The sequence below is a fragment of the Thalassovita sp. genome, from assembly GCF_965218685.1.
Lineage (GTDB): Bacteria > Pseudomonadota > Alphaproteobacteria > Rhodobacterales > Rhodobacteraceae > Thalassobius.
In genome coordinates this window covers 1,849,050-1,874,677 of sequence record NZ_OZ244657.1, presented here as the reverse complement: position 1 = coordinate 1,874,677, position 25,628 = coordinate 1,849,050, and the positions used below count along the sequence as shown (strand labels likewise).

General features: G+C 57.2%; 24 protein-coding genes. 11 read left to right on the top strand and 13 right to left on the bottom strand.

What is annotated here, in order from left to right; all coding sequences use genetic code 11:
* Position 1: 1 nt before the first annotated feature.
* From ACOQOQ_RS09450 to ACOQOQ_RS09435, 4 genes are read right to left on the bottom strand one after another with little or no spacing between them, the layout of a single operon-like run.
* Complete coding sequence (locus ACOQOQ_RS09450) at positions 2-991, bottom strand: PD-(D/E)XK motif protein (RefSeq protein ID WP_420569752.1); 990 nt, start codon at positions 989-991, stop codon at positions 2-4.
* Positions 981-3,689, bottom strand: coding sequence for a Z1 domain-containing protein (locus ACOQOQ_RS09445; protein WP_420566746.1), 2,709 nt, complete (start codon positions 3,687-3,689; stop codon positions 981-983). Before ACOQOQ_RS09445 ends, ACOQOQ_RS09450 begins: the two co-directional genes overlap by 11 nt.
* Positions 3,686-5,170 (bottom strand): ATP-binding protein, encoded by a 1,485-nt coding sequence (locus ACOQOQ_RS09440; protein WP_420566745.1) that lies wholly within the window; start codon positions 5,168-5,170, stop codon positions 3,686-3,688. Before ACOQOQ_RS09440 ends, ACOQOQ_RS09445 begins: the two co-directional genes overlap by 4 nt.
* The gene (locus ACOQOQ_RS09435; protein ID WP_420566744.1) at positions 5,167-6,765 is read right to left on the bottom strand and encodes a DNA cytosine methyltransferase; all 1,599 of its coding nucleotides are present in this window, start codon (positions 6,763-6,765) and stop codon (positions 5,167-5,169) included. The genes ACOQOQ_RS09440 and ACOQOQ_RS09435 overlap by 4 nt, the downstream gene beginning before the upstream one ends.
* Positions 6,766-6,874: 109 nt before the next feature.
* On the opposite strand from ACOQOQ_RS09435, the gene ACOQOQ_RS09430 reads away from it, so the two are divergent.
* On the top strand, positions 6,875-7,339 hold the full coding sequence (locus ACOQOQ_RS09430; RefSeq protein ID WP_420566743.1) for a very short patch repair endonuclease: 465 nt from the start codon (positions 6,875-6,877) through the stop codon (positions 7,337-7,339).
* A 769-nt stretch (positions 7,340-8,108) separates the two neighbouring features.
* On the opposite strand, the gene ACOQOQ_RS09425 is transcribed toward ACOQOQ_RS09430, so the two are convergent.
* On the bottom strand, positions 8,109-8,432 hold the full coding sequence (locus tag ACOQOQ_RS09425; RefSeq protein WP_420566742.1) for a TfoX/Sxy family protein: 324 nt from the start codon (positions 8,430-8,432) through the stop codon (positions 8,109-8,111).
* 21 nt (positions 8,433-8,453) lie between these two features.
* The gene (locus ACOQOQ_RS09420) at positions 8,454-8,747 is read right to left on the bottom strand and encodes a DUF1330 domain-containing protein (protein ID WP_420566741.1); all 294 of its coding nucleotides are present in this window, start codon (positions 8,745-8,747) and stop codon (positions 8,454-8,456) included.
* Between the two features lie 70 nt (positions 8,748-8,817).
* Between ACOQOQ_RS09420 and ACOQOQ_RS09415 the strand changes: the two genes are divergently transcribed.
* The 3 genes from ACOQOQ_RS09415 (at position 8,818) to ACOQOQ_RS09405 (ending at position 11,751) form a co-directional block, all read left to right on the top strand.
* Positions 8,818-9,405, top strand: coding sequence for a TetR/AcrR family transcriptional regulator (locus ACOQOQ_RS09415; protein WP_420566740.1), 588 nt, complete (start codon positions 8,818-8,820; stop codon positions 9,403-9,405).
* Between the two features lie 246 nt (positions 9,406-9,651).
* Complete coding sequence (locus ACOQOQ_RS09410) at positions 9,652-10,539, top strand: tyrosine-type recombinase/integrase (protein WP_092465131.1); 888 nt, start codon at positions 9,652-9,654, stop codon at positions 10,537-10,539.
* A gap of 12 nt (positions 10,540-10,551) precedes the next feature.
* Positions 10,552-11,751 carry an IS91 family transposase gene (locus tag ACOQOQ_RS09405; RefSeq protein WP_420566739.1) on the top strand — a complete coding sequence of 400 codons (1,200 nt, stop codon included), beginning with the start codon at positions 10,552-10,554 and terminating at the stop codon, positions 11,749-11,751.
* Positions 11,752-12,250: 499 nt separating this feature from the next.
* Here ACOQOQ_RS09405 and ACOQOQ_RS09400 read toward each other — a convergent pair whose 3' ends face one another.
* The 3 genes from ACOQOQ_RS09400 to ACOQOQ_RS09390 all read right to left on the bottom strand — a co-directional run bounded on the left by ACOQOQ_RS09400 (position 12,251) and on the right by ACOQOQ_RS09390 (position 15,879).
* On the bottom strand, positions 12,251-13,513 hold the full coding sequence (locus ACOQOQ_RS09400) for a SulP family inorganic anion transporter (RefSeq protein WP_420566738.1): 1,263 nt from the start codon (positions 13,511-13,513) through the stop codon (positions 12,251-12,253).
* Between the two features lie 376 nt (positions 13,514-13,889).
* On the bottom strand, positions 13,890-15,179 hold the full coding sequence (locus tag ACOQOQ_RS09395) for an ATP-binding protein (RefSeq protein WP_420566737.1): 1,290 nt from the start codon (positions 15,177-15,179) through the stop codon (positions 13,890-13,892).
* Positions 15,172-15,879 carry a response regulator gene (locus tag ACOQOQ_RS09390; protein WP_420566736.1) on the bottom strand — a complete coding sequence of 236 codons (708 nt, stop codon included), beginning with the start codon at positions 15,877-15,879 and terminating at the stop codon, positions 15,172-15,174. Before ACOQOQ_RS09390 ends, ACOQOQ_RS09395 begins: the two co-directional genes overlap by 8 nt.
* A 231-nt stretch (positions 15,880-16,110) precedes the next feature.
* Here ACOQOQ_RS09390 and ACOQOQ_RS09385 point away from each other — a divergent pair, with 231 nt between their 5' ends.
* From ACOQOQ_RS09385 to ACOQOQ_RS09365, 5 genes are read left to right on the top strand one after another with little or no spacing between them, the layout of a single operon-like run.
* Positions 16,111-16,515: an EF-hand domain-containing protein gene (locus ACOQOQ_RS09385; protein WP_420566735.1), complete on the top strand. Its 405-nt coding sequence runs from the start codon at positions 16,111-16,113 to the stop codon at positions 16,513-16,515.
* A 36-nt stretch (positions 16,516-16,551) separates the two neighbouring features.
* On the top strand, positions 16,552-17,388 hold the full coding sequence (locus ACOQOQ_RS09380) for a type 1 glutamine amidotransferase domain-containing protein (protein ID WP_420566734.1): 837 nt from the start codon (positions 16,552-16,554) through the stop codon (positions 17,386-17,388).
* A gap of 44 nt (positions 17,389-17,432) precedes the next feature.
* A complete protein-coding gene (locus ACOQOQ_RS09375; protein WP_420566733.1) occupies positions 17,433-18,596 on the top strand; it encodes an MBL fold metallo-hydrolase in 1,164 nt (387 codons plus the stop codon).
* A 4-nt stretch (positions 18,597-18,600) separates the two neighbouring features.
* Entirely contained in the window at positions 18,601-18,789 is a 189-nt protein-coding gene (locus tag ACOQOQ_RS09370; RefSeq protein ID WP_420566732.1) for a hypothetical protein, read from the top strand.
* A gap of 32 nt (positions 18,790-18,821) precedes the next feature.
* Positions 18,822-19,970, top strand: a complete 1,149-nt coding sequence (locus ACOQOQ_RS09365; RefSeq protein WP_420566731.1) for a haloalkane dehalogenase — start codon at positions 18,822-18,824, stop codon at positions 19,968-19,970.
* 21 nt (positions 19,971-19,991) lie between these two features.
* Here the strand turns inward: ACOQOQ_RS09365 and ACOQOQ_RS09360 are convergent, their stop codons facing one another.
* Positions 19,992-20,288, bottom strand: coding sequence for a hypothetical protein (locus ACOQOQ_RS09360; RefSeq protein WP_420566730.1), 297 nt, complete (start codon positions 20,286-20,288; stop codon positions 19,992-19,994).
* 42 nt (positions 20,289-20,330) lie between these two features.
* Between ACOQOQ_RS09360 and ACOQOQ_RS09355 the strand changes: the two genes are divergently transcribed.
* Positions 20,331-21,083 (top strand): metallophosphoesterase family protein, encoded by a 753-nt coding sequence (locus ACOQOQ_RS09355; RefSeq protein ID WP_420566729.1) that lies wholly within the window; start codon positions 20,331-20,333, stop codon positions 21,081-21,083.
* A 416-nt stretch (positions 21,084-21,499) separates the two neighbouring features.
* On the opposite strand, the gene ACOQOQ_RS09350 is transcribed toward ACOQOQ_RS09355, so the two are convergent.
* Genes ACOQOQ_RS09350 through ACOQOQ_RS09340 form a run of 3 tightly spaced genes read right to left on the bottom strand, consistent with a single transcriptional unit; the run spans position 21,500 to position 24,524 of the window.
* The gene (locus ACOQOQ_RS09350) at positions 21,500-22,516 is read right to left on the bottom strand and encodes an ABC transporter substrate-binding protein (protein WP_420566728.1); all 1,017 of its coding nucleotides are present in this window, start codon (positions 22,514-22,516) and stop codon (positions 21,500-21,502) included.
* Positions 22,486-23,862 carry a sensor histidine kinase N-terminal domain-containing protein gene (locus ACOQOQ_RS09345; RefSeq protein ID WP_420566727.1) on the bottom strand — a complete coding sequence of 459 codons (1,377 nt, stop codon included), beginning with the start codon at positions 23,860-23,862 and terminating at the stop codon, positions 22,486-22,488. Before ACOQOQ_RS09345 ends, ACOQOQ_RS09350 begins: the two co-directional genes overlap by 31 nt.
* On the bottom strand, positions 23,859-24,524 hold the full coding sequence (locus tag ACOQOQ_RS09340; protein ID WP_420566726.1) for a response regulator transcription factor: 666 nt from the start codon (positions 24,522-24,524) through the stop codon (positions 23,859-23,861). Before ACOQOQ_RS09340 ends, ACOQOQ_RS09345 begins: the two co-directional genes overlap by 4 nt.
* A 117-nt stretch (positions 24,525-24,641) precedes the next feature.
* Here ACOQOQ_RS09340 and ACOQOQ_RS09335 point away from each other — a divergent pair, with 117 nt between their 5' ends.
* On the top strand, positions 24,642-25,628 hold the full coding sequence (locus ACOQOQ_RS09335) for a tripartite tricarboxylate transporter substrate binding protein (RefSeq protein ID WP_420566725.1): 987 nt from the start codon (positions 24,642-24,644) through the stop codon (positions 25,626-25,628).

The window sequence follows — 25,628 nt, the reverse complement described above, 5'->3', positions numbered from 1 at the left end:
GTCATGCTCCCGTGATTAGATCAGCAAAATCGCGTTCGCCCAAATGGAATGGGGTGAGGTCCGCTAAGGGAAGGTCATAGGCGACTTCGATTGGGCCGTTGGGGTATGCACCAGGCACAATGCGTGGAAAGCCATCCTCGACCAAGTAGGCGTCAGTAGCACGATGCAGCACTCTAATTTCGTATTCGTGTGTGTCATCGAAACCGGCTTCGTCGAGGCATAACTCAAATGGCTTCTCCGTCTGGGGCGCGTCGGATGCGACCGCTGCTCGGACCTGCCTGACAATTCCGTGCAGATCGATCACGCCAACGTCATCCTCAGCGGCAGAGGCAAAGGTGTGCACGAGCAGGATCAGGCGGTGGCCGGGGACGTCGGCGAGTTGATGTTCGGAGGTGATCCGGATCTTGCTGCGCGCAGCTGCTCCACGCGCCTTGCATTCGACACACAGATCGGACAGCTCGAAGTCCTTAGGAGCTCGCTGCGAGCCTCGCCATCCTTTGACCGCTGGGTCCAGCCCCCTTGCTGGGGCTATGATATTCAAAATCGTCCACAGCTCACCGATCAGGCCAAGTTGCGATTCTCGGCTCAGCGTCGGCTTTCGTGCACCCTTCAAAAGAGCATGCCATTTCCACATCCGACCGATGAAGGACTGGACTGCGGTTGCCTCGTCTCCCGCCCTGGAGACCGTCTCGATAATGTCATCCGAAAGGCGTGTGAAGATGTCCGCATCATCTGAGTTTTCCAAGGCGACCGAGAGGATCGCCTTGCTGTCTTCTGAGCGGAGTCGTGCCTCGACATCCAACCCGGCGATTTTCGGTAGAGCGATGCCCGAAGCCGAGTCAGGGTCATGAACGAGAAACAGGATTCGTCGCCCGAGATGGTCGAGCGCGCGGAAAACCTCCCAAGGTCTGCTGTCTGCGACTAATCGACCATTGAGCCGGGTGCCGGCAGGCGATGTCGGAATATTCGACCAGGGATCGTCACTCTTCACGGTCAAGCGCCTCTCCAACCTCCTCGTCGATCTCGCCGCGATTCTGCTGCCACCAGATCGTGTTCACTTGATAACTCACTGTCTTTCCCTTTTTTCTCGATGTCGGGAAGCCGATGGTCCACGCCGTCACCGGCGGTTCGTCGAGCAACGCCCCGGTGTCCTTGTCGAGAAGTGCAATGACGTGAATTGCCAAGATCGGTCGCGACCGTCTGGCGAGATAGGCACTGTCCGCGATGTTTTTCGTGCCTTCGTTGTTGGCTTCGTTTCGAACGAGGGCCAACGCTTCCTTCGCCATTCCAAACCGGACTACACCGCGAGATGAGAAACGGCGGCTGGTCGCGACCACCTTGCCGTCCGCGCGTGAAGCCGGCGTCCGACCTTGGATCCGCAACGGGAAGCCGAATCCACCCCACGTAGCCGCGTCCGCTTTTTCACTACCGACGAAGACGACGTCCCATTCATCGAGATTCTCGTCTTCACGTTCCTCGATGTATCGTATGACCGGTTCCGTCTGCGTTCTCTCGGCATCTGAGTGATTGCGGAAATCCTGAAGGTAGTCCTTGACGATAGCAGAGGGGACAGCCTCGAATAGCTTGCTTTCGCCATCCATCTTTGAGGGATGATCAGCAAGACGACCATGAAGTCGGATCGCTGCTTGTCGGTTCTCTTCAGCTTCGTCACCGGGATCGTTGTCGTGGATAACCGTCGTCTCGATGCGGCTCCGCGACAGGCTGACGTCCACGATGACTTCCTGACCGCTACCGGCCTTGTTGCGCGCAGTTACCTCCAAGGCTGACGGATGACGCTGAACACGGAGGCCGAAGTCTCTCGGACTTGCACCCGATGCCGCCATATAACGTAGATCCTGACGCAGTTCTTCGGACGCCTCGGCAATATGGGAATACCATCGTCGGGCCTCATCCTTGATCCAAACGCGGCAAAGATCCTCATAATCGGGGCGATAGCCGAACCAGCGTGCCATCTGCAGAAGTGTATCGTAAGCCTTAGAATTTCTGAGAAAATAGCTTATTGTCAGGCCTTCAAGTGTCAGACCGCGCGAGAGAGAATATCCTCCTACCGCGATTGCAGTGACTTGATCGTTTTCCGCGTCCTTGACCTCTGGATACTCCAGTTTCTCGCCCGACTTGCTGTTGACTTCGTAGACGGCAGCCCTTTCGGCAACCTTATCCAAGAGTGGCAGGACATTATGCCATTCAACCCCCGCATCGGCGTATTCCTTTTCGAAGACTTCCCGCATCGCTTTCAACTCGGCATTCGCCTCGGCCTGCTCAGGTGAAAGCGAACAATGCAGGTTCAGTGCAGGGCGAATGCTCTCGTTCAGACGGTGACGGATGAGGTTCGCCACATCGGTTTGGACCGATGTCAAATGCGAGACGTTCACTAGCATCGAATGATGCTTGTCTCGTTGCTTGCGAAGATCACGTATCGCGCCAGCAACGATGAACGTCCGGATCGCTGTCATCAGGCTTTCGGGAAGGTCACGGACCTGGTGCCCTTTCGGCATCTTCAATGGTAGATGCGGCTCGTTGTCCTCTATGTCGCGTGTCGGGCGTTCGGTTTCATCTTCGGGGTCGCCGAGGAATACCTTTTCTGCGCCGTAGTAGTTTCCAGGTCGGTCAAGCGCGATCAGGAAGTGCTCCGGGAAAAGATCGCGTCCCGCCTCTTCGTGGTGAAGATCCGGGTCGATGAAGATGTTGGCAAATGGTGTTGCAGTGAAGGCTACATAGGAACTCTTGCTAAAGAGGTTCAGAAGATCGCGGATTTGGCCGTTGATCCGCGAGACGGCCTCCGGTCCCTTCGCGACGTTGATCGAGGCATTGTCGGCTTCATCGTCGATCAGGATCATCGGTTGATTGATCGTCCCACCGCCATGAGTGAGGTTGAATGCCTTAAGCCAAGTCAGGAAGTTTCTGAGGACGCTCGCATTCTTCTTGATGACGAAGACGATCGGCTCCTTCTCCATGTTGACCAGCGGAATGCGCTGGTCGGCTTGTCCCTTCCGGAAATCCGCCTGACGAGTGGTCATGGCACTCGGTTCCCGAGAGGGATTGATCAACCCGACGCCCACTCGACCGTCGTCCCGAACGTTCTCCAGCCTCGAAACATCACTGTTCCGCCCGATCAGGCCTTCGTCGATGCGCGTCTGTGTCTGGCTTCGCAGGTTCTCATGAATCCCGGCGATGATGATGATCACCTTATAGCCAACATCGGCGGCCTTGCTAACAAGCGCGGTGTAGTTTCCTGTCTTGCCCGCCTGCACATCGCCCATCACCATGCCACGACGATCGAAGGGAGCGTCTCCCTGAGGATCGCCGCAAAGCTCGATTACCCGGTTGGTCTTCTCGTTCATTGCTTCGAGAACCGGTCCAGGGAAGCCAGATTGGGCGAGCTGTGTCCGGTAGCGTTCCCAATAAAACCAGTCTGTATTCCGGCGTCGCGTTGCGTCAAACCATGGTTTGAAACCCGGGGCCACAAGTGCCGCTCCCGTCTCTATTAGAACGCCGTGACGGATGCGCATCTCGTCGTAGAGCTCGTCAAGATTCTCTCTCTTCACCTCGTCACGCGCGAGCGGCGCGTATTTGTCGATCTCCGCCCTCAACTCTTCCTCGGTTCGGTGGGACTCGATCATGAAATCACGGATCAGCCCGCGAATATTCTCTAGTGTCAGGATTTTCATGGTGCCGACGCCTCTTGTTCGAGGAGTTCAGTTATTATCTTGTCATTCCCCGCATAGGGCGGAACAACTTTCATCATTGCCGCGATGTCCTTGCTAACATGCCCCATTTCCCGCAGCTGATCTATCAATTGCCTACCACTTGACCGTATCTCGGCTTCATCGAGGTTGTCCTGCTTGATGTCCGAAAAGTGTTCCGCCATGTCGTGGTAGAGCGCCTCAATCGGCAACCCCGCCGCGATCAGCCGCAATACTTCACCGAACGCGTTCTCCTGCGCTTCCGTCAGCATATCTGCGAATGCCGCCATGGAGGGGTGATCGTCATTCAAAGTGTAGCTGATCCGGTCGTCGGTTTTTGTCCGTTGCCAGAGTGGAAGTGGATTCTCATCCGTCAGCTTTGCACCGCGCTTGCGATAGACACGCTTGGACTTTCCGCCGAGACCTTCGATCAGTCTTCTGAGATAGTCCCGCAGCGCTGGCGGTGGTGATGCGGAGGCCTTGAGAACATCGATCTTCCAAGCCGCATCACTCTCATTGCCGATGTCGATACGGACACGCGCTAGCTGCGTCAGCCGGTGTTGCGGCGCCATCCTGAACCAGGTCGCATGGCGGATCAGGCGTTTGTTCCTGTAGAGGTAGAACCCCTGCGATTTCATGTGGCCTTCTGAAAGCCCCATCCTCTTCCATTCCGCTTCGGAGGTAACCTTGTTTCTATGTGGCAGGATAAACGGTTGGATCGTGACCGTGCCGCCTGCGTTCCGACGGTCCTCCGGCTGTCTGATTGTCGCATCATGCCATTCCGCAAAAGGGTCGACAGGCACCAGTTTCCTTCCGTTCATATCGAAGGAAACGGCTTTTCGTCCTTGTTCCGATTTCATGAACCGATGGAACACCAACTCAAGGTGCTTCGAAGCTTCATCCATGATACGCAAGAAGTTCTGACTTCCCAGCTCCAAGGCAACCCTGTCGAGCTTCTCCCAAAGGATGAGTGTTCCGTCGTTTTTTAGCAAGTCGGCGAAACGAACGCCCTGAGCCGTCTCGCGTGTCTCGACAACCCACGCATTTCGGGCAACGACATTGTCCAAATCCCAGATTGCCACGGATACGGCACTGTCACGGCGTGTCACAACCGACAATCGCCGACACTGGGAGAATGACGCGGTCTTCATGCCAAGCCCGAACCGTCCAAGGTCCGCGGCATTCCGAGTCTCCGTGGGCGACCGGGAACCTGGACGCATCGCCTCGAGAAGTTCCGCTCGCGACATGCCGTTCCCATTGTCGATGATGCCTATTGCGGCATCATCAGGGTCGGAGTGAACCCGGACCGATATCTCGGTCGCTTCGGCGGTGAGAGAGTTGTCGATGATGTCGGCTAAAGCGCTCGACATCGTGTAGCCGATGTCACGAAGACTCTCGATCAGCGCCCCTGCATTCGGGCGAACCTCATGATACGAGGCATTTCCGTCCCCAAACTGATTGGTCATGCAGGTATCGTCACCTTCTTTGCTTCAAGGGTGGACAGCTCAGGCGTGTGGAAGAGCTTTTCTAACACTTGGTGCAACGCTGCGGCGATCTTCCATGCGAGAAACGGTGGCACGGCGTTGCCGACCTGCACATACTGTTGTGTCCGGTTACCGTTGAAATGATAGTTGTCCGGGAAGGTCTGCAACCTTGCCGCCTCGCGGACGGTCATGCTCCTACACTGGGCCGGGTCGGGATGAATGAAATAATGTCCATCCTTCGACAGGTGGCAGGTTACAGTTGACGATGGAAGGTCCCAAGGCTGGACCCGGAACCGGTCATTGAACTTGCCCGATTTCCAATTGTCATGCTTCGGGGCAAGTTCATCTGGGAAATCTCCGGCCTTCGGCGACAGGCCCGTGGCGGCGGCCCACGTAGATGCGAAGAGATATCGCTCGAGATCGCCAACCATATGCCCTCGAGTTTCATGTTGGGAGAGACGGGTCAGGCGACTGTCCTCCAGCCATGAGCGCAGATCGTCAGGGCAAGATTCCGGCAACAAGGTTCCGCCTTTCGTGTCCTTGCGCCTATTGGCGGTGATTTTCCCCAACCTGCTAACGGCACCGAGAGCCTTCTCGAATTTCTTTGCGGGCTCTCCTTCCAAGCCATGCGACATGGCGGCTATCTGCTTAGCACCTTTCGCAACTGTCCGCTTCCAACCCATGAGATCATCCACGTATCCGCCCCTCGCGCTTATCCCGCTGCGGAGGGGCGGCATCGCGGAAAGGACATCGCGAACCGAGGTTCGCCGCGGGGCGCTTTCAAGCCGAGGCGGCTCGAACTCATGCATTCCCGAGATCAAGTCGCGTCTCAGGCCTACGATGATAACTCTATGACGTGCTTGCGGAACGCCGTGATCCTCGGCTGCGACAACGAAATCCTTAGGTTGCGCATGTTCATGCAAATCCGTGTTTCCAGCTAGCGGGAACAATTGATATTCCGCCGCACCGCCACCTGCCCTGAGATCGTCAGCGACCAGGTCGAAGACCTTGCGCTTCTCGATGCTGGACGAAAGCATGCCCTTGACGTTTTCCATCACGAAAGCTGCCGGACGCAGCTTCCTGAGCACGTTGATGTATTCTTGGTAGAGAAGGTGGCGGTTCTCATCATGCGCGACGTATCCCAGATCACTCGGCTTTCGCCCTCTGCCGGCGAGCGAATAGGCTTGGCAAGGTGGGCCACCGATCAGCACGATGCGATCTCCACGTCGTTTTCGGATTTCGTCGATACGCTTGTCCAGTGCGGCCGTAGTGTCTGCTTCTCCCAGCGTCAGATTCAATGTCTCCCGCTCGGCTTGCGCCCATTCGCGTGGGTATAGGTCTTTCCAGTCCGGTTGGGTGCCGCCCCGGTTCAAGAAGTCGATGTATTCGGGCGGGAAGTCTCCATTGAACTTTCGCAGGAAGGCCCGCAACCGCAGCGTCCCGTGCGCGATAGGGTCCTTCTCAACAGAAACGTCGATTTCGAACTGCCGGCCGTTACTGCTTTGATAGGCGCAGAAGCCCTCTCCCAGGCCGCCGGGCCCCGAGAAAAGATCGACAATTCCGAATTTTTCTTTCATTTTCTTTTTATTGGGCCACATGATCACAAAGCGAAAAAACAGATTTCTTCATTGTCAGGATACTGGACCATACAATCGCAAATGGAAAGATGGGAAAGGAGGCGTCGTCGTGGCAGATATCGTGAGTCCGGATGTCAGGTCTAGAATGATGTCTGCCAACAAAAGAAGGGACACGAAACCCGAACTGCTGGTCCGCCGATATCTGCATGCGCAAGGGTTCCGCTTCCGCCTCGATGTGCGCAAGTTGCCAGGTCGTCCCGACATTGTCTTAGCACGACATCACGTGGCGATTTTCGTCCATGGCTGCTACTGGCACCGACACCGGGGATGCCGTTTCGCTTCGATCCCCAAGAGCAATAGCGAGTTTTGGCAGGAGAAGTTTGATAGAAACGTCGAGCGCGATAGCCGCGCGAGGGATGATCTGCTCGAGAAGGGCTGGCGCGTAGCGGTTGTCTGGGAATGTGCGCTTGCGAAAAACACGCTTGCCGCCAACCTATCATGCCTAGCGTCTTGGATCCACTGCGGCAACACTACCATCGAGCTTCCCGATGCAGACACGGCAGGTTCCGCGTAGAGCCATCGCCTGGCGAAGTGTGCCGAAATTCGTGTGATAGTGATCAATGGGCTCAACGACAGGGAACATCCGGATAAATTGCGGTTGTTGGCCGCACGAGATGGAGCTCAGCTGGATGAAGTTATGAACACAGAGCAGCACGCTCTCTATGTCGCTGCGACGAGGGCTCAAGGTCACATTCGAATGTCAGGCGTAGATTCCGTCTCCGAGTTCTCGGTCGATCTTCTGGGGGAGTGAAGCCACGGTGTTATCATGTGTGAGGAGGTGACAGTGTGGGAGAAGAGGCTCTAGGTTTTGCTATACAAAACGCTATACATTTTTTGGTTTGTCAGCCCAATAAATACATATCTTTCAGACATTTGGCAGAATATTCAAAAAGTAGTGGAGGACTTCGTCTCCGCCACTACTTTCTCATATTGCATTGAAAATATGAGAAAATACTAAGCGTGCCTCGCGAATTTTCTCCCAATAGGTATCGGATCAAGCGCGCACTTTGTTCATTCGTATTCGTGCCGCTCACCCACGCGCGAAAGAGACCTTCTCGCATATGGCATTGCCATCACGCTTCCTTGCAGATTTGCCGATCGTCGACCTCGGCCCAAACCAGCCATCGCCGGGCATGCAGGATGCTGCAGTCGTAGCCCACATTCCGGCCATTCGCTGCAGAAGTAAAAACCGTCAATACTTGGAGGTCAGGAACGCGGGACAAAGCCGTCTTTCGTGCAACCGTGTTGAATGGCTGCATTTGAGCTTTGTCCTTCTCTTGGGCCTAACCGTTCAAAGCTGCGTCAATAGACTTCGATGCCCAGACAACAAGTGCCTCGGTATCTTCCAGCACCTCAGGTGGTGCCTTGAAGAATTTCAGCGTCCTCGCGTTGTCTTTGCCGTAGGTGTATTGCGGCATGCCCTTTTTCAGAAAGTCAGCCCGGTTCGCATCGTCGGCCTTCAGCCAGAGCACGCCGTGCTTGACCTTGGCAAAGGCCTTGCCTTCGACTAGGAGTGCAGTGCCGCCGAACATTGCCTTGGTTTCAAACGCGCCCAAATCCGCGAGTTGGTCCAGCACGAAGGCTTTGAACTCCTTGCCGTCAGGCATTTCCAACCTCCTTGAAGCGATCTACATTTCGCCTGCGATTAGCATATTCATTTCCGAAAACCCTTTGTCACGGGTCTCGATCAACGCTTGGTAGGCGTCTGAAGCGAACAGGTCTTCAACGGCTTGTTCGCTCGGAAAATCCATGACGAGGACCATCCCGCTAGGGCGACCGCTCGCAACCTTCGTGACCTTGAGACGTTTGACCAATGCGCCGCCCGCTCCCATCAGCAGAGGCATGACGCCTTTTAGATACAATTGAACGGCTTCCATTTCGGAAGGATTGGGTGTGCCGGTGACAACAAGCGTGGCTGACATGGTTTTTCTCCTTTATCAGAATGATTGTTCTGATATATATAAGCATTAATGGTGTCAATTGAGAATCTTGATGGGACGACGAAAAAACCTGAGTGAAGAAGAGTTGCTGGATCGCGCGATGCACGTTTTTCGCCGTGACGGCTTCGCGGGGGCATCTGCGGAAGTGCTGGTGCGGGAAACGGGCGCAAGCCGCTACAACCTCTACTCCAGCTACGGGAACAAGGAGGGGCTCTTCACCGCTGCACTTGACCGATACAACCAGGAAATAATTGACACGCGGTTTGGGCCATTGGAGCAGCCTAATGCTGACCTGGACGATATTCTGGCGCTTCTCGAATTTTATGGCGCTGCAGGTTCTGGCCCGGTTGCGGGACTTGGATGCCTATTGTGCAACTCTGCGGTCGAGTTCGGCGGCCGAAACCAGCCTGATGCGGTGCAGCAATACTTCGACAGGCTGAGCGGGGCGTTCAGGAACGCATTGGATAACGCCAAAGCGAAATCACAGCTACACACAGACGTAGACACAGTCGCGCTTTCGGAATTCTTGTGTACCAATGTCTTGGGGCTCTTCGTGCTCATCCGCGCGAATACTGATCCCGGGCGCATTCAGAACGCCGCAAAGCAGGCACGCGACTATCTGGACAGGCTACGACGCTGAATTCAGACATTCGTGCAGCGCGCAGCATCTGACACTTTGGGCTCGGAGCGGTCATGCGGCGGCGCGGAAGGCTTCTCGCCCAGGTGATTCTGGTGCGCGGGACGCTTCCGGCCCAAGGACTAAGCCGCTCCGCGGCATTGGCGCCTTTGGTTGGTGTGGTGACCTGACCAAATCAGTGCGCATTTTGCGATTTTGATGACCTGCCGGACGATTGGGGCCTTCTCAATCATTAGACAGGAGGTTTCCATGACAGAGGAGAGAGTAAGCCCGCTGCGTCAGCGGATGGTCGAAGACATGCGTATCCGTGGCATGGGCGACAAAGCTCAGAAAGCCCACATCCGAGCGATCAAAGACTTCACCGCATTCCTTGGCCATTCGCCTGATACCGCAACGCCGGAGGAACTGCGCGCCTATCAGCTTCATATGACCAACGCAGGGGTCACGCCGTCAACTTTCAATGCGCGGATCGTGGCGCTCAGGTTCTTCTTCGGCATGACCTGCGGGCGGGAGGAGATGAAGCGCTATATGCAATTCCGCACCGAACCGCGGAAGTTGCCGATCGTTCTCAGCGTCGAGGAGGTGTCCGACATCCTGATGGCGGCACCCGGGCCAGGGCTGAAGTATCGGGCGGCGCTCAGCATTTCTTACGGTGCCGGCCTCAGGGCAGCGGAAGTCTGTAATCTCAAGATCGGTGATATCGACAGCGACCGGATGCTGATCCATGTCGAGCAGGGCAAGGGGCGTAAGGATCGCAAGGTCATGCTGTCCCCGGGCTTGCTGAATCTGTTGCGTGATTGGTGGCGCGAGGCCCGCCCGGAAGGCTGGCTGTTCCCGGGCAAGCCAAAGATCAACCCGATTTCGCCGAGGCAGTTGAACCGTGCTTTCACCTCAGCCAAGCACATGGCTGGCATCAGCAAACCGGCAACACTGCACACGCTGAGGCACAGTTTCGCGACACATCTGTTGGAGGCCAACACGGATGTGCGGGTGATCCAGGTGCTGCTCGGTCACGCCAAGCTCACCACGACGGCGCAATATACCCACGTCGCCACCAAAACGATCCGCGACACGGTCAGCCCCTACGAGATGCTGGCCAAGCTGCAGGACCAGACTGTGAAGCGAAGTCTGGAGTGATTGGCTGTCGGGGTGCCCCGGCCAAAGCTAGAGATCGCTGACATCTTCCGTGCCCATGGTCCTGCGTGGCGGCAGGCCAATGCCGGGCATGTCAGCCTCTCGCAACTCAAGGTGATGTCAGCGATAGAAGCCTGCCGGACCGACGCGCTCGGCGGGCATGTGGCCGGTTGCACCAAGTGCGGCCACCATCACATCGCCTACAACAGTTGCAAGAACCGCCATTGCCCGAAGTGTCAGGGGCCGACGGCGCGAGACTGGATTGAGGCCCGCGCCGAGGACCTGCTTCCCGTGGAATATTTCCACGTCGTGTTCACGCTGCCCGCCGAGATCGCGCAAATCGCCTATTGGAACAAGAGGGCGGTCTACGCGCTGCTGTTCAAAGCGTCGGCGGAAACGGTCATGACCACTGCCGCCGACCCCAAACGCATGGGTGCGAAGGTGGGGCTGACCAGCGTCTTGCACACCTGGGGCTCTGCCATGACACACCATCCGCATATCCATATGATCGTGCCCGGCGGCGGTCTGTCGAGGGACGGCACCAGGTGGGTCGCCAGCAAGCCCGGGTTCTTCTTGCATGTGCGCGTGCTGTCCCGCCTGTTCCGCCGCCTCTTTCTGGACGGCCTGATGGCGCTGCACCAAGCCGGAGACCTGGCTTTCTATGGCGACCTGGAGCGGTTGGTCCGGCCGGATGCCTTTACCGCCTGGCTCACCCCATTCCGTAAATCCGAATGGGTGGTCTATTCCAAACCGCCCTTTGGCGGCCCAGAGGCCGTGCTTGCCTATCTGAGCCGCTATACCCACAGGGTAGCGATCTCGAACCATCGCTTGGTCAGCGCGGATGCCCACACTGTAGCTTTCCGTTGGAAGGATTATCGCATCAAAAATGGCGATCGCCAGAAGATCATGCGCCTTGCCACACCCGAGTTCATCCGCCGCTTCCTGATCCATGTCCTGCCCGATGGGTTCCATCGCATCCGCCATTACGGCCTGCTGGCCAGCGGTGTCCGCAAAGCGAACCTCACCAAAATCCGCGCGCTGCTCTGCGTCCAGCCAGTGGAACAGGCGGATAACCACGATCTTGAGCCAGAGGTTGCCCCTCTTACGCTGCGTGAACCCTGCCCATGCTGCGGCGGACCCATGCGTATCATCGAGATCTTCCGTCGTGGGCAAAAACCGATGTCGCGCGCGCCACCAAGGGAGCAGGCCGCATGACCGAACGCCTCGCAAAGATCATAAACCCATGCTGGCAGCTCCATGCAGGCCCGGCCCAAGCCACCTGCGCCGATCAGGTACCAGCGCGGTTCCAGACCGCACATGCACACAGTCCGACGGTTAGCGCTTGGCGGCTGGACTGGGAAGCCCGCGTGTCCACCGCCGTGAAAAACGTGAAACGGCCCGCTGAAATCGCCGTCGCATCAACCGCCGGCGCTCTTTCCCCATAGTCTCACCAAGACCCTCGCGGCTTCGTCCTTGGGAGGTTTTCCAACGCGGGTCGTCCGCCCGCCAAGGCGCCAACCTTACGCCGCGACCCGCATCAGAAAACCTTCACCTTCGCGGACATTCGTCGTAGGTTCGGTTGCTGCGGCGCAACTTCTCCTAAGCAAACATTGGCAGACGCTTGCAGCATTTACGTAAATGGACGGCCGCTATGCGGGACAACGCTCCCTTTCGCTGCGATTGCGAGCGCGACCGCTTTACCAAAAGAACCCCTTCACCTACTGGGAACGTCCCAATCCGAGGGGGGGACGTCGCGCCGCTGCAAGCGCAGTGCCAGGCCAACCGCGACGCCCACGCCGATGGCAACTGTCAGATCAGCTACAACCGTGAGGACAAGCGTGAGGACAAGAAGAAATTGGTCGGAACGCCGCTCTTTCAGATAGCTCACCCATCGATGCGGCTCGCTCATGTTCCAAGCCGTCAGGATGAGCAACCCAGCCAGTGCCGGCATCGCTAAAAACCCTGCAAGAGGTGCGGCGATCAGCATGACGACCAGGATCGTCACAGCGTGGACGAGACCTGCGACGGGGGTCTTGCCGCCCGCGCGAACATTCGTTGCTGTTCGGGCAATCGCGCCGGTCGCGGGCAGACCGCCAAAAAGAGATGATCCGATATTCGCGGCCCCTTGTGCGAGCAACTCGGCGTTCGGCCTGTGATGTCCCTGTATCATTCTGTCCGCCACCATTGCAGACAGGAGGGACTCAATCCCCGCCAGAAAGGCGATGACGAAGGCGCTTGGCAGCAACTCAGACACCCTCTCCAGACTGACCTCTGGCAAGGTAGGAAGCGGAAGGCTGTTTGGCAGATCGCCGAACCGGGAATGGATCGTGTCCACGGACAGCGCCATCACTGCAACAACGGCAGAAGTCACGGCGACGGCAACGATCAGGCCCGGCAACTTGGGCGCGAGCCTGCGAAATGAGACGATCAGGATCATCGTGACGATCCCAATGGAAAGTGCCGCGAAATTGATGCTGTCTCGCGCACCCCATAGGGCGTCTACCTTCCCAAAGAACTCGGCTGGCACGGTGTCAACGGAAAGGCCGAGAAGGTCCTTAAGCTGGCTGGTTGCGATGATGACCGCTATACCGATGGTAAAGCCGTTGATGACGGGTTCCGGAACAAAGCGCATTAGCCGACCAGCCCGCAGGAATCCCCCGATCAGCAGGATCACCCCTGCCATGAACGTCGCCAAAACCAGCCCGTTATATCCGTGTTCGGCAATAACGCCGTAGACGACGACGATAAAGGCACCAGTCGGTCCACCGATCTGGACCTTACTGCCTCCCAGAAGCGAGATCATGAAACCCGCGACGATTGCCGTGACGAGACCTTGCGCAGGGGACGCTCCGGACGCGATGGCAATTGCCAAGCTGAGAGGGAGCGCGACCATTGCCACTGACATCCCGGCCAGGATATCTGCACGGAAAATCAGTCCGTTATAAGTTTGAAGTGTTGTCAGGATTTTCGGCTTCATATCAGAAGCTTAACAAAGCCGCAGAATGGGATGAAGCGGAAGTTTCATTGGATAACAGAAAAGCCGACATTCTCAGCGCTACAGAAAGCCGGAAGTTTGGGCTCAAACCCAACATTTGCCTTCGCGGCTATTGCTGATGCGGCATCGGTTCGCTCTTGCCGCAACTACTTTGCTGCATTGAAGCCAATGTCGCTAAACCCGTCATTTAATCAGGTCTTTACAGGGCATCATGTCAGAGGCGCAAAAGGCGGCTTTTCGATTGCGGGCTCAACGGAGCGTCGCAACCCTTTACGGGACCATCTATTCCGGTGCCAGATATTGCATTCGTACATCAAGGGACATGCCAAGCAGTTCAAGAGCTTCAGGCGGCCTACTCTCAAGAAGCTTCGGCCGCTTGCGGAAGGTGAAGGCGGGCGGTGAACATCTCGGCGGTCTGTTCGAACGTGACGTCTCCGCCATGGACCCTGGCGACCTGTTCAACGATGGCCAGGCCAAGGCCTGTTCCCTCTCCGGCGCGCGCGACATTCCCGCGGGTGAAGGGGCGCAGCAGTTCGCTCACCATTTCCGGGGAGATGCCGGGCCCGGCATCCCGTACGTCGATCGTGAACCCGGCGTTGCTGATCCGGGCTCCGAGCACAACGGGCGGCTTGCCGTATCTGAGCGCATTGCTCAAAAGGTTGTCGAGGGCGCGAAGAAGGGCTGCCTCCTTCACCCGGATCACCACGTCCGATGGCGCGTCGAGCACGACGGCCGTGGGCTCGGCGCTGGCCTCGACGGCCTGCTGCAAAAGCGACCGCAGCGGAACCGCCCGTGTCTCTTCGGTCTCAAACCCGCGGGCGAATTCGAGGAACTGGCCGAGCATGTCTTCGATGCGAATAACGTTTCGCTCCGCCCCGGTGACGAGATCGGCATCGGCATTCTTCAGCATCGCCAAGGTCAGCCGCAGCTTGGTGAGCGGTGTGCGCAGGTCGTGACTGACCCCGGCCAGCATCAGCGCCCGGTCGGCCTCTGCCGCCTGTAGCCGCTTCGACATGTCCGTCAGCGCGCGGGACACGGCGGCGATTTCCCGCGGGCGGTCGATCTCGCTGTCATAGGCGTCAGCCGGATTGGACATGCGACCCACAGCTTCCTCTAGGCGCTTAAGCGGCAAGGCAATCCGTCGTTGAAGCGCAATGCCCCCGGCAAGAGCGGCAAGCAAGGCGATCACGGACGCAGCCACGAGACCGGCAATTGGGTCGGTCGCAGGCAAAGCTCTGAGCGACAGCCAATAGGGCTGATCTGCCGTGACCATGCGCACCCAGACGCGACCTTCGGCATCGACAACAACGTCGGACGCCGAAATTCCGTGCCGGTTCGACAATACGAGCAGGAAGTAGCGTGACAACCAACTGCGCGGCCTGTTCGCGTCTTCCGGCGCGGTCTCGGAAACCACGACATCCGGCGCGTCGCCTGCACTCAGGGCTTCTGCAAAGTGGATCTGCTGGAACGGGTCCATCTGCCGAAAGGACAGCTCCAGACTTCGGATCATCTGTGCCGTGTCCGCAGCCGACCGTTCGATATGTGGGCGCAGGACAAGGCCCGCGATCAGCACAAGTGAGACCAGGAGCGCGCCAAGGATTGTGGCGGCAAGAACCGCGATGTTCTGTTTCAGGAGTGAGTCAAACATCGTCAGACACCAGCACGTAGCCCACGCCCCAGACCGTCTTGATCAACTCGGCGTCATCGGCCCGGTCCCCGATCGCTCGCCGCAGCCGGGCGATCTGCACATCCACCGCGCGGTCTGTGACCTCGGCGTCGCGCCCAAGCGCGCGGTCGATCAGTTGTGCCCGGCTGAGCGGGCGCCCTCGGCTGCGCACCAAGGCTGCGAGCAGCGCGAATTCGCGGCTGGATAGCTTCAGCGCCGCGGCGTCGCGCATTACCTTTCGGGTCGAGAGATTGATCTCGAGTGAACCGACTGTGACGATGTCGTCCGTAGACACATCACCCTGACCCCGCGTGCGTCGCAGCACCGCTGAAAGACGGGCCACCAGTTCGCGGGGCTCAAATGGTTTGGGCAGATAATCGTCCGCGCCGGACTCGAGTCCGATGATGCGGTCGATCGGATCGCCCCGTGCCGTCAACATCACGATCGGCGTCATATCACCCGCCGCGCGCAGGCGTCTGCATATAGCCAGCCCGTCTTCGCCTGACATCATGAGATCGAGAACGATGGCATCTGCCGGGTTGCGCGACAATTCCCGGTCTAGTGCTGCGCCACCGTCCACCACGCGGGTCTCGAAGCCATGCGTAGACAGAAACCGGCGCAGCAGCGCGCGCAGCTCGGCGTCGTCGTCAACGACGATTACTCGGTCGGGTTTAACGCTCATGTCATCGACTTTGTCATGGTTGCGGCTTCTTGGGCAGCGCCAGGTCGTTGCAGGATGTTGCAAAAGTCGGCCCGTGTCACGGTTTGACACATATAGGCAGACTTCTGAAACATCCCTGAAATTTCGCACCTGTAGTTCCCTTGGTCGAAGCGACGACAGGGGGCACTGGGTTCGGACCCTCCGTTTGTTGCCTGGCAAGCCAATTGCGCCGCATTTCTAAAGGACAGGCCGATGTTCCGCACTATTCTGCTCGTTACCGCGTTTTCTGCTGCCCCCCTTCCCGCTCTGGCGCAGTCGCAGGACCCGATCCCGCAGATTCTGGCCAATTTTGACAAGATCGACGCAAACGGTGATGGTGTCATCTCGCGCGCTGAGTTCCGCACTGTCCAGGCCGCGCGTTGGCCACAGATCGACCGTAACGGCGATGGATACCTGAGCGAAGACGACTTTCCTCGCTGGGCCGCCCGCCGCGTCAGGACACAATTGGCAGAGATTGCTTATCTCGACGAAAACAGTGACGGGCGGATCAGTCAGAGCGAATTCGTCAATAAACCGGCCCCCGTGTTCCGTCGGATCGACCAGAATGCCGATGGCATCCTAACACGATCCGAGCTCGAAGCGGGGGGCTCTGGATGAAAAAGCCGGAGCAATAAGGCAAATGAAAGGTGAGCCATGAGAAAGAAATTTATCATCGCGGCAGGAATAGTGTTGGGGTCTGTTGCACTGATCCTTTTATTCCTGACACAGATTCTAAGCGCCATCGGCTTTCACCCGCATTATGAGAGACAAGACTTCGACCTCGCCGGGAAACGGGCGCTGATCATAGCGACGAACCACGGCACGCTCGGCGATCCGGCGGATGGTGTGGCGACAGGCGTCTATGGGTCGGAACTGACCATACCCTATTATGAGTTTTCGGATGCGGGCATGACCGTCGACGTGGCCAGCCCGTCTGGTGGCAAAATCCCGTTTGAACCCGTCGGCTTGCGATGGCCACTCGCCACGCCCGCCGACCACCGCTACCTCGATGACGAAGAGGCGCAGAACAAGACGGCCAATTCGCTCAGGATCGGTGAAATCGATGTCTCGGACTACGACCTCATCTTCATGTCGGGGGGGTGGGGCGCGGCATATGACCTCGGCGTAAGCCCCGAACTGGGCGAAAAAATTACCCAGGCCCACGCAGAAGACATCCTGTTAGGTTCGGTCTGCCACGGAGCCCTGGGCTTTCTGATGGCAAAGGATGTCGATGGCAGCCCGCTGGTCGAAGGGCGAACGATGACGGGTGTCACCGACAAGCAGGTCGAGGAACTGGGGATCGGCATCACTCCGCAACATCCTGAAAGGGAATTGCGCGCGCAAGGCGCGAACTTCGTCAGTTCCACCGCCTTCCGCGACTTCTTTGCCACGTATGTCGCCGTCGATGGCAACATCGTCACCGGGCAGAACCAGAACTCGTCCGGCGAGACGGCCCAGAAGCTGCTCGCGATGCTCGCGGAAAGGAACTGACCCGATGAAATCCGAAAAGGCAGAAATCCACGTTGGCAAACTCCATGACTGACGAAAAACGCACGGACGAGGCGCGCGACACCGAAGCGAGTCCCGGCGCGGTATCACTCGCCAAAGGCCTTTCGCGTCGGGACATCTTGACCGGTGCCGGGCTCGGCGCGTCTGGTTTGCTCGTGGCCGGTGGTGCGCATTTCATGAACAATCTGCCGGATGCGACCATCCAACGACTGATTGAGAAAGGCGTTGGTGCCAACCGGAACGGGGCCTTCTTTAACACGGATGCCCTGCACGTGATCACAACCGGCACGGGCGCCCCCCTTCCGGACCCCAAACGTGCCGGACCCCAGACAGTTGTGGTTGCCGGCGACCAGATGCTTGTTTTCGATACAGGCCCCGGAAGTACGCGCCAACTTGCCCTCACCGGTTTGGGTATCAGTTCCGTCAATGCGCTGTTTCTGACGCATTTCCACTCCGACCATATCAGTGATCTGGGTGAGTTCATGCTACAGCACTGGACAGGGTCTGGCGTGTCCGAGCCACTGAAAGTCTTTGGACCTCCTGGCGTGGAAGATGTCGTGGAAGGCTTCCTGCGCGCCTATCGGCTTGATCGCGGGTATCGCATCGACCATCATGGCGCGGAGGTCATGCCCCCGTCTGGCTTTGGAGGCGAGGCGCACACATTCGATCTAGGCACGGATCTCATGTCGAGCGATGTGGTCTACGAGGCAGGCAACGTTCAGGTCGTTGCCTTCAATGTCGATCATCCGCCCGTTGTACCGGCGGTCGGATTCCGCGTGAATTACCGGGACCGAAGCGTGTTGATTACCGGTGACACTATCTACTCGGACAGCCTCATTCACCACGCAAACGGGGCTGATCTGATGGTCAGCGACGCGTTGAACCACAAGATGTCACAATGGGTGGCCGATGCGGGACGTCACATGGAAAACAACCTGACCGCCGTTGCGGAGGATATCCAGGAGTCCCATATCAGACCTGAAGAAGCAGCAGTTGTCGCGCGCGAGGCCGGTGTTCCGTTGCTGATGATCACCCACGTGCTCCCCCCTGTGCCGGCCCCACTCGTCAATCCGTTCCTGAGGGATGCGCGCGCCATCTACAGCGGCGAGGTGCGGATGGCAAACGACGGCACATTGATCAGCCTGCCGGTCAATTCCGACCAGTATTCTATCCACGAACTTCTGGCGTAGGTACATGATGACAAAAAAAGAAAATTTCATCCGCGCCGTGCTGGTCGTTTTCTGGCTGCTCATTCTCACCCGCATACCCGCCTTCATCAACGGTACACTGGATGCCGTCACCCTTGTTTCGACCATCGTCGAATTGGGCTTCTTCATCTGGGGGATCGTGATCCTGAGGAGATCGGCTCAAGGCCCACAGTAATCGTGACAAGGGAATTTGGGAGTTCAGTCCACATGCGCATTAACGTTCGTTCCACAATCATGGGTTTGCTCCTGTCAGTCCCGCTGGGGGTCGCATCCGCGCAGGAGAGTCCATGCTTCGCCGAATTGGAAACCATGACCACCGAGGACGGCACCGAATTCGTCCGCACGCCGGATGCATGCTTCGAAAATCTGCCCGATTGGCCCTACGCCCCGGAATACGTGATCATTGATGGATTGCGCCAGGCATATGTCGATGTCGGACCAAGGGATGCTGACGAAACCATCCTCCTGCTGCATGGTCAGCCCTCTTGGTCCTATCTCTACCGCAAGATGATCCCGGTCCTGGTCGAAGCAGGTCATCGTGTCATCGCGATGGATCATCTCGGCATGGGTCGTTCGGATAAGCCGACAGACCCCGATTACTACCGATATCTCGACCACACATATCGACTTGAAACATTCATCCAGGCGCTGGAGCTCGATGACATCTCCTTGTTCGCTCAGGATTGGGGCAGCTTGATCGGACTGTATGTCGTCGGGCTGAATCCGGACCCGTTCCGCCGAGTAATTCTTGGCAATGGCGCTCTGCCCGTGTTCACTGAAACACCGTTCGAACTGCCGAAAAACCCCCTGATGACCCGGCAAATGTTTCACCGCAGCATGACTTCGATTCCTGCAAAGCAAACTGCTTTCTTCGACGCAGAAGGCAACCGGATCGATGGTCAGATCAGTGGTGATTTTTTTGGAATCTGGATCGACTACGCGAGGAACTTCAAGAGATTCAAGGCCTCCGACATAATCGAAGCAGTGACCTTTTTCGAGTTGAGCGAAGGCGAAAAGGCTGCATACGACGCACCTTTTCCCACGCGAATAGCCATGGGTGGACCACGTTCCTTCCCTGGCTTGGCAAACACGCTGGTCGGTGTCACCGACAAGGCGTGGCTTGGTTTGGGCACCTTCGAAAAGCCCTTTCTGACGATCTGGGGCAGCAACGATCCCGGAAACCTGGGTCGCCCGGAGGTTCAGCAGGCGATGATCGCGCAAGTGCCGGGGCCTGAAGGCTGGGATCACGTGCGTCTTCCTGAGGCCAGCCACTTTCTTCAAGACGATCAAGGCGAGGAAATCGCTCGTCGGATCAATGCCTTTATCAAAGCCTCGCCAGATGCCGCACCACGGTAACCAGCGTCAGTCGCACCATCGTCATGACAGCAAAAACGCTAAAAAAGTAATAAATCCGGCCTTTCGCAGCGGGATTGGCGAACTCTTGGCACTGATCTTGGCTCCGCTACGCCGACCAAACAATAACGGCAAAAGCGCTGATTGATCGGTTCGGTTGGAAGGCCACTTTCTCTGCTGCGGCAAAGCGTGGTTTTCGGCTGCGGCGCGGCCCGCCGAACCGGACTTGGCGGGCAAATGCACCAATTCGCTTGGCTGGACGGCCGTTGTGCGGACAAAACAGACTTTTGATAATCTGGATTTGATGTCTGCTTTATGCATATTCGACCTTAAGAAATTCTCGTTTGATTGTGGGGCAATAATATGAAATTTGCGGTGTTGGCCGACATTCACGGTAACTCTTATGCGCTAGAGGCCGTTCTTAAAGACATGGAGGCGCAAAAGGTAACAACTGCAATAAATCTTGGCGACTTCTTTAGTGGTCCAATCGACGCGGCCGCAACCGCTGACTTATTGATAGAACGTAACTTTATTTCAGTTCGCGGAAATCATGATCGATATCTCATTGAACAGGCCTGGTCTGACATGGGGCCTTCTGATCAAGTGGCGTTCGACCAGCTGAGCAAAAAGCATATTGATTGGATAGCCGACCTTCCTTCCACGCGAACCGTTTTTGATGAGGTGTTCTTGTGTCACGGAACACCGAAAAGCGACAATACTTATTGGCTTGAACGCGTTGAAGATAATGGCACAGTTAGAACGGCAACCTTGGAAGAGATAAGTCACGAAGCGGCAGGGATTGAGGCAAGCCTGATGCTTTGCGCACATACTCATATCCCACGTTGCGTTCGTTTGCTGGATGGCCGCACGATCATAAACCCAGGCAGCGTAGGCTGCCCTGCCTATGACGATGAAACCCCTGTATACCACCACATGCAAACTGGGACACCAAATGCTTCCTACACAGTGGTTGAAAAACTGTGTGGGGAGTGGACCGCGACATTTAGGTCCGTCCCATACGCAATGAGTAAAGCCAGTGAACTCGCGTTAAGGAACGGACGAAACGATTGGGCGAGAGCGTTAGAAACAGGGTGGTTTGAAAAGCTACCTGATTGATCTGGCCCAAGACTGCTAAGCTGATAAAGTAGTTATTGGCGCATACCGCAGCATTGGTGACTTTGGGCTATCTGCGGACTTTAGGTCGACCGCAGCATTCCGCTCTTTCAGTCGCGTTGTCGGCGGTTATGGCGGCTCAAACCAGCCATCGCCGGGCATTCAGGATGCAGCAGTTGCGGCCCGCATTCCGGCCATTGGCTGCAGAAGCAAAAACCGTCAACACTTGGAGGTCAGGAACGCGGGACAGAGCTGCCGTATCGATAGACAATTGGAGAGTCCACAATGGCCGCTCCCGTGCTTGAGATGAGCAATGTTACGCAAGTTTAGAAACTACAGTGAAGATCTCGTTCAAAAGCAAATCCGCGCAGTGATAGGGCGCCACGGCGCTGAACTGCATGAAAAGGTGCGTGAGTTTGCTAGTTCTGCAAAATGGCGCTTTCCCATTCGGAAAGATAACTCCGCTTCTTTAGCTGATCGAGGAAGACCAAAAGCCCTGGGCCAATGCGAATGCGGTTCAAGGCCGTATCCACCGGGCTGAGATCAAGGTCAGGGTGCACGAGCGATTGTGCCCCTGCCCCAAAGGACTGCCCAAGCAGGTGGTCAATGAAAAGCCCCGAAAGCTCGGGGGCGCGTGCGCCGTCGGGGATCATCGCGGTTCTCAACATCAAAGTGGTGAAATCCGCTGGCAAAATGATGGTGAACTCGTCGTAGTCTTCCCGGTTCACGATGTAGCTGCCCAACACATTGTAGGCGATCAAAAGCTCTCCGCTTTTCAGGGCTTCGATCATGTCGGAAGAACAACAATAAAGCCGCGCATCAAGCGCGCCCATAACCTCGGTCAGGCGCCAATAGGTTTCCGATGCGCGGGTATCCTGGGTCGCGAACAAGTAACCCAGTCCCGATTGCCGCACGTCATATGTGCCGACACGTCCCCGAAAAATATCGGGATACTGACGCAGAAGATTGATCAGGTCGTGGCGGTCCCTTGGAACCGGAAGGTTCTCAAAACCCGTTTTGGACACCACGATCGTCGCGGGTTCTTGTGTGAACGCAAACAGCATATCGTTCCAGGACGCCCAGGCGGGCAAAGATCGCGTCGCATCCGAAACATGCTTTTGGGCCCACCCGTCATTGGCAAGCTTGGTCTGCAGATCCATCGCGCTGGAGATCACCAGATCAAAGCTCTGTCCCTCCTCGATGATCGCCTTTTGCAGCTCGGTCGAGCTTGCCACGGTGTAGTGGATTGAAGTATCGGGATTTTCCGCCAGAAACGAGGTGATCATGGGCCGAAAAAATTCGATGTCCGCGGTAGAGATAACCTGCAATTGCTGCGCGCTGTCACGCGGGCCGAAATAGGCGACATCTTCGATCTCGAAGGCCGCGACCCATCCCGGCAAAAGGCTCAGGACAAGGGAAAAAGCAAACTGACGCATGCGCCGCCTCCGTGGTTGTTTTCGATTTTCAGGCGCCCGCCATGCGCTTCGACGACCTCTTTGACGATGGTCAGCCCAAGCCCAGATCCGACAACATTTTCCGTGTTTCCACCGCGCTCGAAACGCCCCATGAGATGTTTCATTTCAGCCTCGGGAAACCCGGGCCCGTTGTCGTTGATGTCGATCCACACATGTGCGTCATCGCGCGACAGCCTGACCTCAACCAAAGAACCGGATGGGGTATACTTAACGGCGTTGTCCAGCAAGTTGAGGATCGCGTTTTGCAGCAGGATCGGGTCGCCATCCAAAGTGGCGTCTTGGGCCTCTTCGATGGTAATTTCGATGTCTTTGAGCTCGGACATCGGACGGGACCGTTCAACGGTATCCTGCACCAACCGGCGCAGATCAATCTTGACCCGCACCAAGTGATCAAGCCGGAACGTCACCATCGCATGATCCAGCAACTGGCCCGCTGTGCGAGAGCTGACATCAATGGCGTGGATCATCTCTCCGAGGGACGCCAATGTTTGCGGATCATCTGTCTGCCGCTGCACAATCTCTGCCTTGGTGCGCACGATCGCCAAGGGTGTGCGAACACGATGCGCGGCCTCGGCGATAAAGTCCTCGGACCGGACCAAAGAACGCTGCAGCCGCTTCATGAATGAGTTCAACGAGGCAACAAGCGGGATCATCTCGGTTGGGACAGGCGCGGACACGGGGCGAAGATCCTTGGGGCCCCGCCGCGAGACGGACAGGGCTAGACGATCCAGCGGCCTGATCGTGCTGCGGGCAATCATTGCGGCCAACAGGACCGAAACCAAAAAGAAGGCCGCGCCAACGCTCATCGCGGACTGAGAAATCTTTGCGAGTGTTTGCTGTTGTCCCGACAGCGTCTGCGCAACCGAGACATAAAGCATTTTTTGACTATCATCCGTCGACACGCGCTTGTCCACGGTCGCGATGCGGACTGCAACATCAAGAAAATCTGCGGATACAAACGCTGCTCTGCCGTTTGAATTCCCCTTTGCACGCGGCAGGTTTTCGTACCCGCTCAGGAAGTCTTTCTCCAGCCAGATCGCATAGAAAACCCGCTCGTCCGTTATGCCATCAAGCATTGAAAGCGCCGAATACGGCAGGTCGACATTCAGCTGGCCGCCGCTGAACCGCGCGCTGTCCAGAATGGCCATCGCAGATGCGGCCAGGATGTTGTCCTGGCTTTCCTGGGCGACCTGTCGCGCCACCGATTGCACCACAAAGAACACCACCACGGCCAGGACAGCCGCGCTGGCCAACAGCGACATCAGCAAGCGGCGACGGATCGAGACCTGAGCAAGGGGTGTAATCATTCGACCACCAGTTTGTATCCCAGCCCCCGCAAGGTAACGATCTTGACGGTGGACTTTTCCAAATGCCGACGCAGACGAGCCACGTAAACCTCGATGGCATTTTCCGAGGCCTCTTCATCATAGGAAAAGAGACGATCAATGAGTACGGATTTGGGGAAAACCTGCCCCGGTGACTTGGCCAGAACTTCGAACAGGCGTAATTCTCGTGTGCGAAGCTGAATGTCCTTTTTGCCGATTTTTATCACTCCGGCATGCGAATCAAACTTGAGATCGCCGATCGAAAGCAGGTTCTGCGCAGAGCCACCCCGCCGTCGCAGCACCGCCCGACAGCGTGCTTCCAGCTCGGAAAAGTCAATTGGTTTGACCATGTAATCGTCTGCACCAAGGTCCAGCAGCCCGACCCGATCCGCCACTTCCGAACGCGCGGTCAGCACGATGACCGGTGTGCTTGATTCCTGATTTCTGTGGCTTTCCAGAAAGGTCCGACCATCGCCATCAGGCAACATAATATCCAACAAAATCAAATCATAAGCAGTCGTCGCCGTAAAATGCCTTGCCGTTGCAAGATCGGCAGAGTGATCCACCACGTGCCCGTCCAGCATCAGCCGATCCACTACGGCTTCGGCAAGTTGCAGTTTGTCTTCGACCAGAAGAAACCTCATTGGCCTCGCGTCCTCCCATTCCCTTTTTTCGGGCCGTGTCAGCTTTGTGTCAGCTTCAACGGTCAGCTTGTTCTGAACTGATCGGCAAGCACTGCCAATGTCAAATGGGAGGACATCATGACGAAATTGAAACTGGGCCGGCGCGCCCTGATCGCGGCTGCTGTGGCAGCAATGGCTGTGGGAAGCCCGGTCTTTGCTGATGGGCACAAAGTGCTGGATAAAGTGCATTTCCTGATCCCCGGCGGCGCCGGTGGCGGCTGGGACGGCACCGCCCGCGGCACTGGTGAGGCGCTGACCAAGTCGGGTCTGGTGGGCACGGCGTCTTATGAAAACATGTCGGGCGGCGGCGGCGGCAAAGCGATCGGTTACCTGATCGAAAACGCCGACAGCAGCCATGACACGCTGATGGTCAACTCGACCCCCATCGTGATCCGTTCGTTGACCGGCGTTTTCCCGCATAACTTCCGCGATCTGACCCTGGTCGCTGGCACCATCGGGGATTATGCCGCGATTGTTGTGGGCAAAGACAGCCCGATCAACTCGATGGCGGACCTGCTTGCCGCCTATGACGCAAACCCGTCCAAAACCGCAATTGGCGGTGGCTCGGTTCCTGGCGGTATGGATCACCTAGTGGCCGCGATGGCATTCGAAGCTGCCGGCAAAGACGCACTGAGCGTGAAATACATCGCCTATGATGCGGGCGGCAAAGCGATGGCCGCACTGTTGTCTGGTGAGATCGCGGCCCTGTCGACCGGCTTTTCCGAGGCCGTCGATCTGGCAGCCGCTGGCGAAGTGAAAATCATCGGCGTGACATCAGAGACACGTGTTGACGCGGCGCCTGACGCGATGACCCTGAAAGAGCAAGGCATCGACACCACTTTTGTGAACTGGCGCGGTTTCTTTGCGGCCCCGGGTCTGCCAGCGGACAAGCTGGCCATGTACCAAGACGCTATCGCAAAAATGTACGAAACCGATGAATGGGAAACCGTTCGGGCCCGTAACGGCTGGGTCAACATCCACAATTCCGGTGATGATTTCAAAACCTTCCTTGAGGGTCAGGAAAAGGTCATTGGCGATCTCATGAAGAAGCTGGGTTTTCTTTAA

Bases quoted from the DNA above. Each gene is read 5' to 3' on its own strand.
- ACOQOQ_RS09345 (WP_420566727.1), bottom strand. From the start codon at position 23,862: ATGATTACACCCCTTGCTCAGGTCTCGATCCGTCGCCGCTTGCTGATG.
- ACOQOQ_RS09350 (WP_420566728.1), bottom strand. From the start codon at position 22,516: ATGCGTCAGTTTGCTTTTTCCCTTGTCCTGAGCCTTTTGCCGGGATGG.
- ACOQOQ_RS09370 (WP_420566732.1), top strand. From the start codon at position 18,601: ATGATGACAAAAAAAGAAAATTTCATCCGCGCCGTGCTGGTCGTTTTC.
- ACOQOQ_RS09365 (WP_420566731.1), top strand. From the start codon at position 18,822: ATGCGCATTAACGTTCGTTCCACAATCATGGGTTTGCTCCTGTCAGTC.
- ACOQOQ_RS09420 (WP_420566741.1), bottom strand. From the start codon at position 8,747: ATGTCAGCCACGCTTGTTGTCACCGGCACACCCAATCCTTCCGAAATG.
- ACOQOQ_RS09335 (WP_420566725.1), top strand. From the start codon at position 24,642: ATGACGAAATTGAAACTGGGCCGGCGCGCCCTGATCGCGGCTGCTGTG.
- ACOQOQ_RS09410 (WP_092465131.1), top strand. From the start codon at position 9,652: ATGACAGAGGAGAGAGTAAGCCCGCTGCGTCAGCGGATGGTCGAAGAC.
- ACOQOQ_RS09395 (WP_420566737.1), bottom strand. From the start codon at position 15,179: ATGTTTGACTCACTCCTGAAACAGAACATCGCGGTTCTTGCCGCCACA.
- ACOQOQ_RS09425 (WP_420566742.1), bottom strand. From the start codon at position 8,432: ATGCCTGACGGCAAGGAGTTCAAAGCCTTCGTGCTGGACCAACTCGCG.
- ACOQOQ_RS09385 (WP_420566735.1), top strand. From the start codon at position 16,111: ATGTTCCGCACTATTCTGCTCGTTACCGCGTTTTCTGCTGCCCCCCTT.
- ACOQOQ_RS09380 (WP_420566734.1), top strand. From the start codon at position 16,552: ATGAGAAAGAAATTTATCATCGCGGCAGGAATAGTGTTGGGGTCTGTT.
- ACOQOQ_RS09435 (WP_420566744.1), bottom strand. From the start codon at position 6,765: ATGAAAGAAAAATTCGGAATTGTCGATCTTTTCTCGGGGCCCGGCGGC.
- ACOQOQ_RS09440 (WP_420566745.1), bottom strand. From the start codon at position 5,170: ATGACCAATCAGTTTGGGGACGGAAATGCCTCGTATCATGAGGTTCGC.
- ACOQOQ_RS09375 (WP_420566733.1), top strand. From the start codon at position 17,433: ATGACTGACGAAAAACGCACGGACGAGGCGCGCGACACCGAAGCGAGT.
- ACOQOQ_RS09340 (WP_420566726.1), bottom strand. From the start codon at position 24,524: ATGAGGTTTCTTCTGGTCGAAGACAAACTGCAACTTGCCGAAGCCGTA.
- ACOQOQ_RS09360 (WP_420566730.1), bottom strand. From the start codon at position 20,288: ATGCATAAAGCAGACATCAAATCCAGATTATCAAAAGTCTGTTTTGTC.
- ACOQOQ_RS09355 (WP_420566729.1), top strand. From the start codon at position 20,331: ATGAAATTTGCGGTGTTGGCCGACATTCACGGTAACTCTTATGCGCTA.
- ACOQOQ_RS09400 (WP_420566738.1), bottom strand. From the start codon at position 13,513: ATGAAGCCGAAAATCCTGACAACACTTCAAACTTATAACGGACTGATT.
- ACOQOQ_RS09390 (WP_420566736.1), bottom strand. From the start codon at position 15,879: ATGAGCGTTAAACCCGACCGAGTAATCGTCGTTGACGACGACGCCGAG.
- ACOQOQ_RS09415 (WP_420566740.1), top strand. From the start codon at position 8,818: ATGGGACGACGAAAAAACCTGAGTGAAGAAGAGTTGCTGGATCGCGCG.
- ACOQOQ_RS09445 (WP_420566746.1), bottom strand. From the start codon at position 3,689: ATGAAAATCCTGACACTAGAGAATATTCGCGGGCTGATCCGTGATTTC.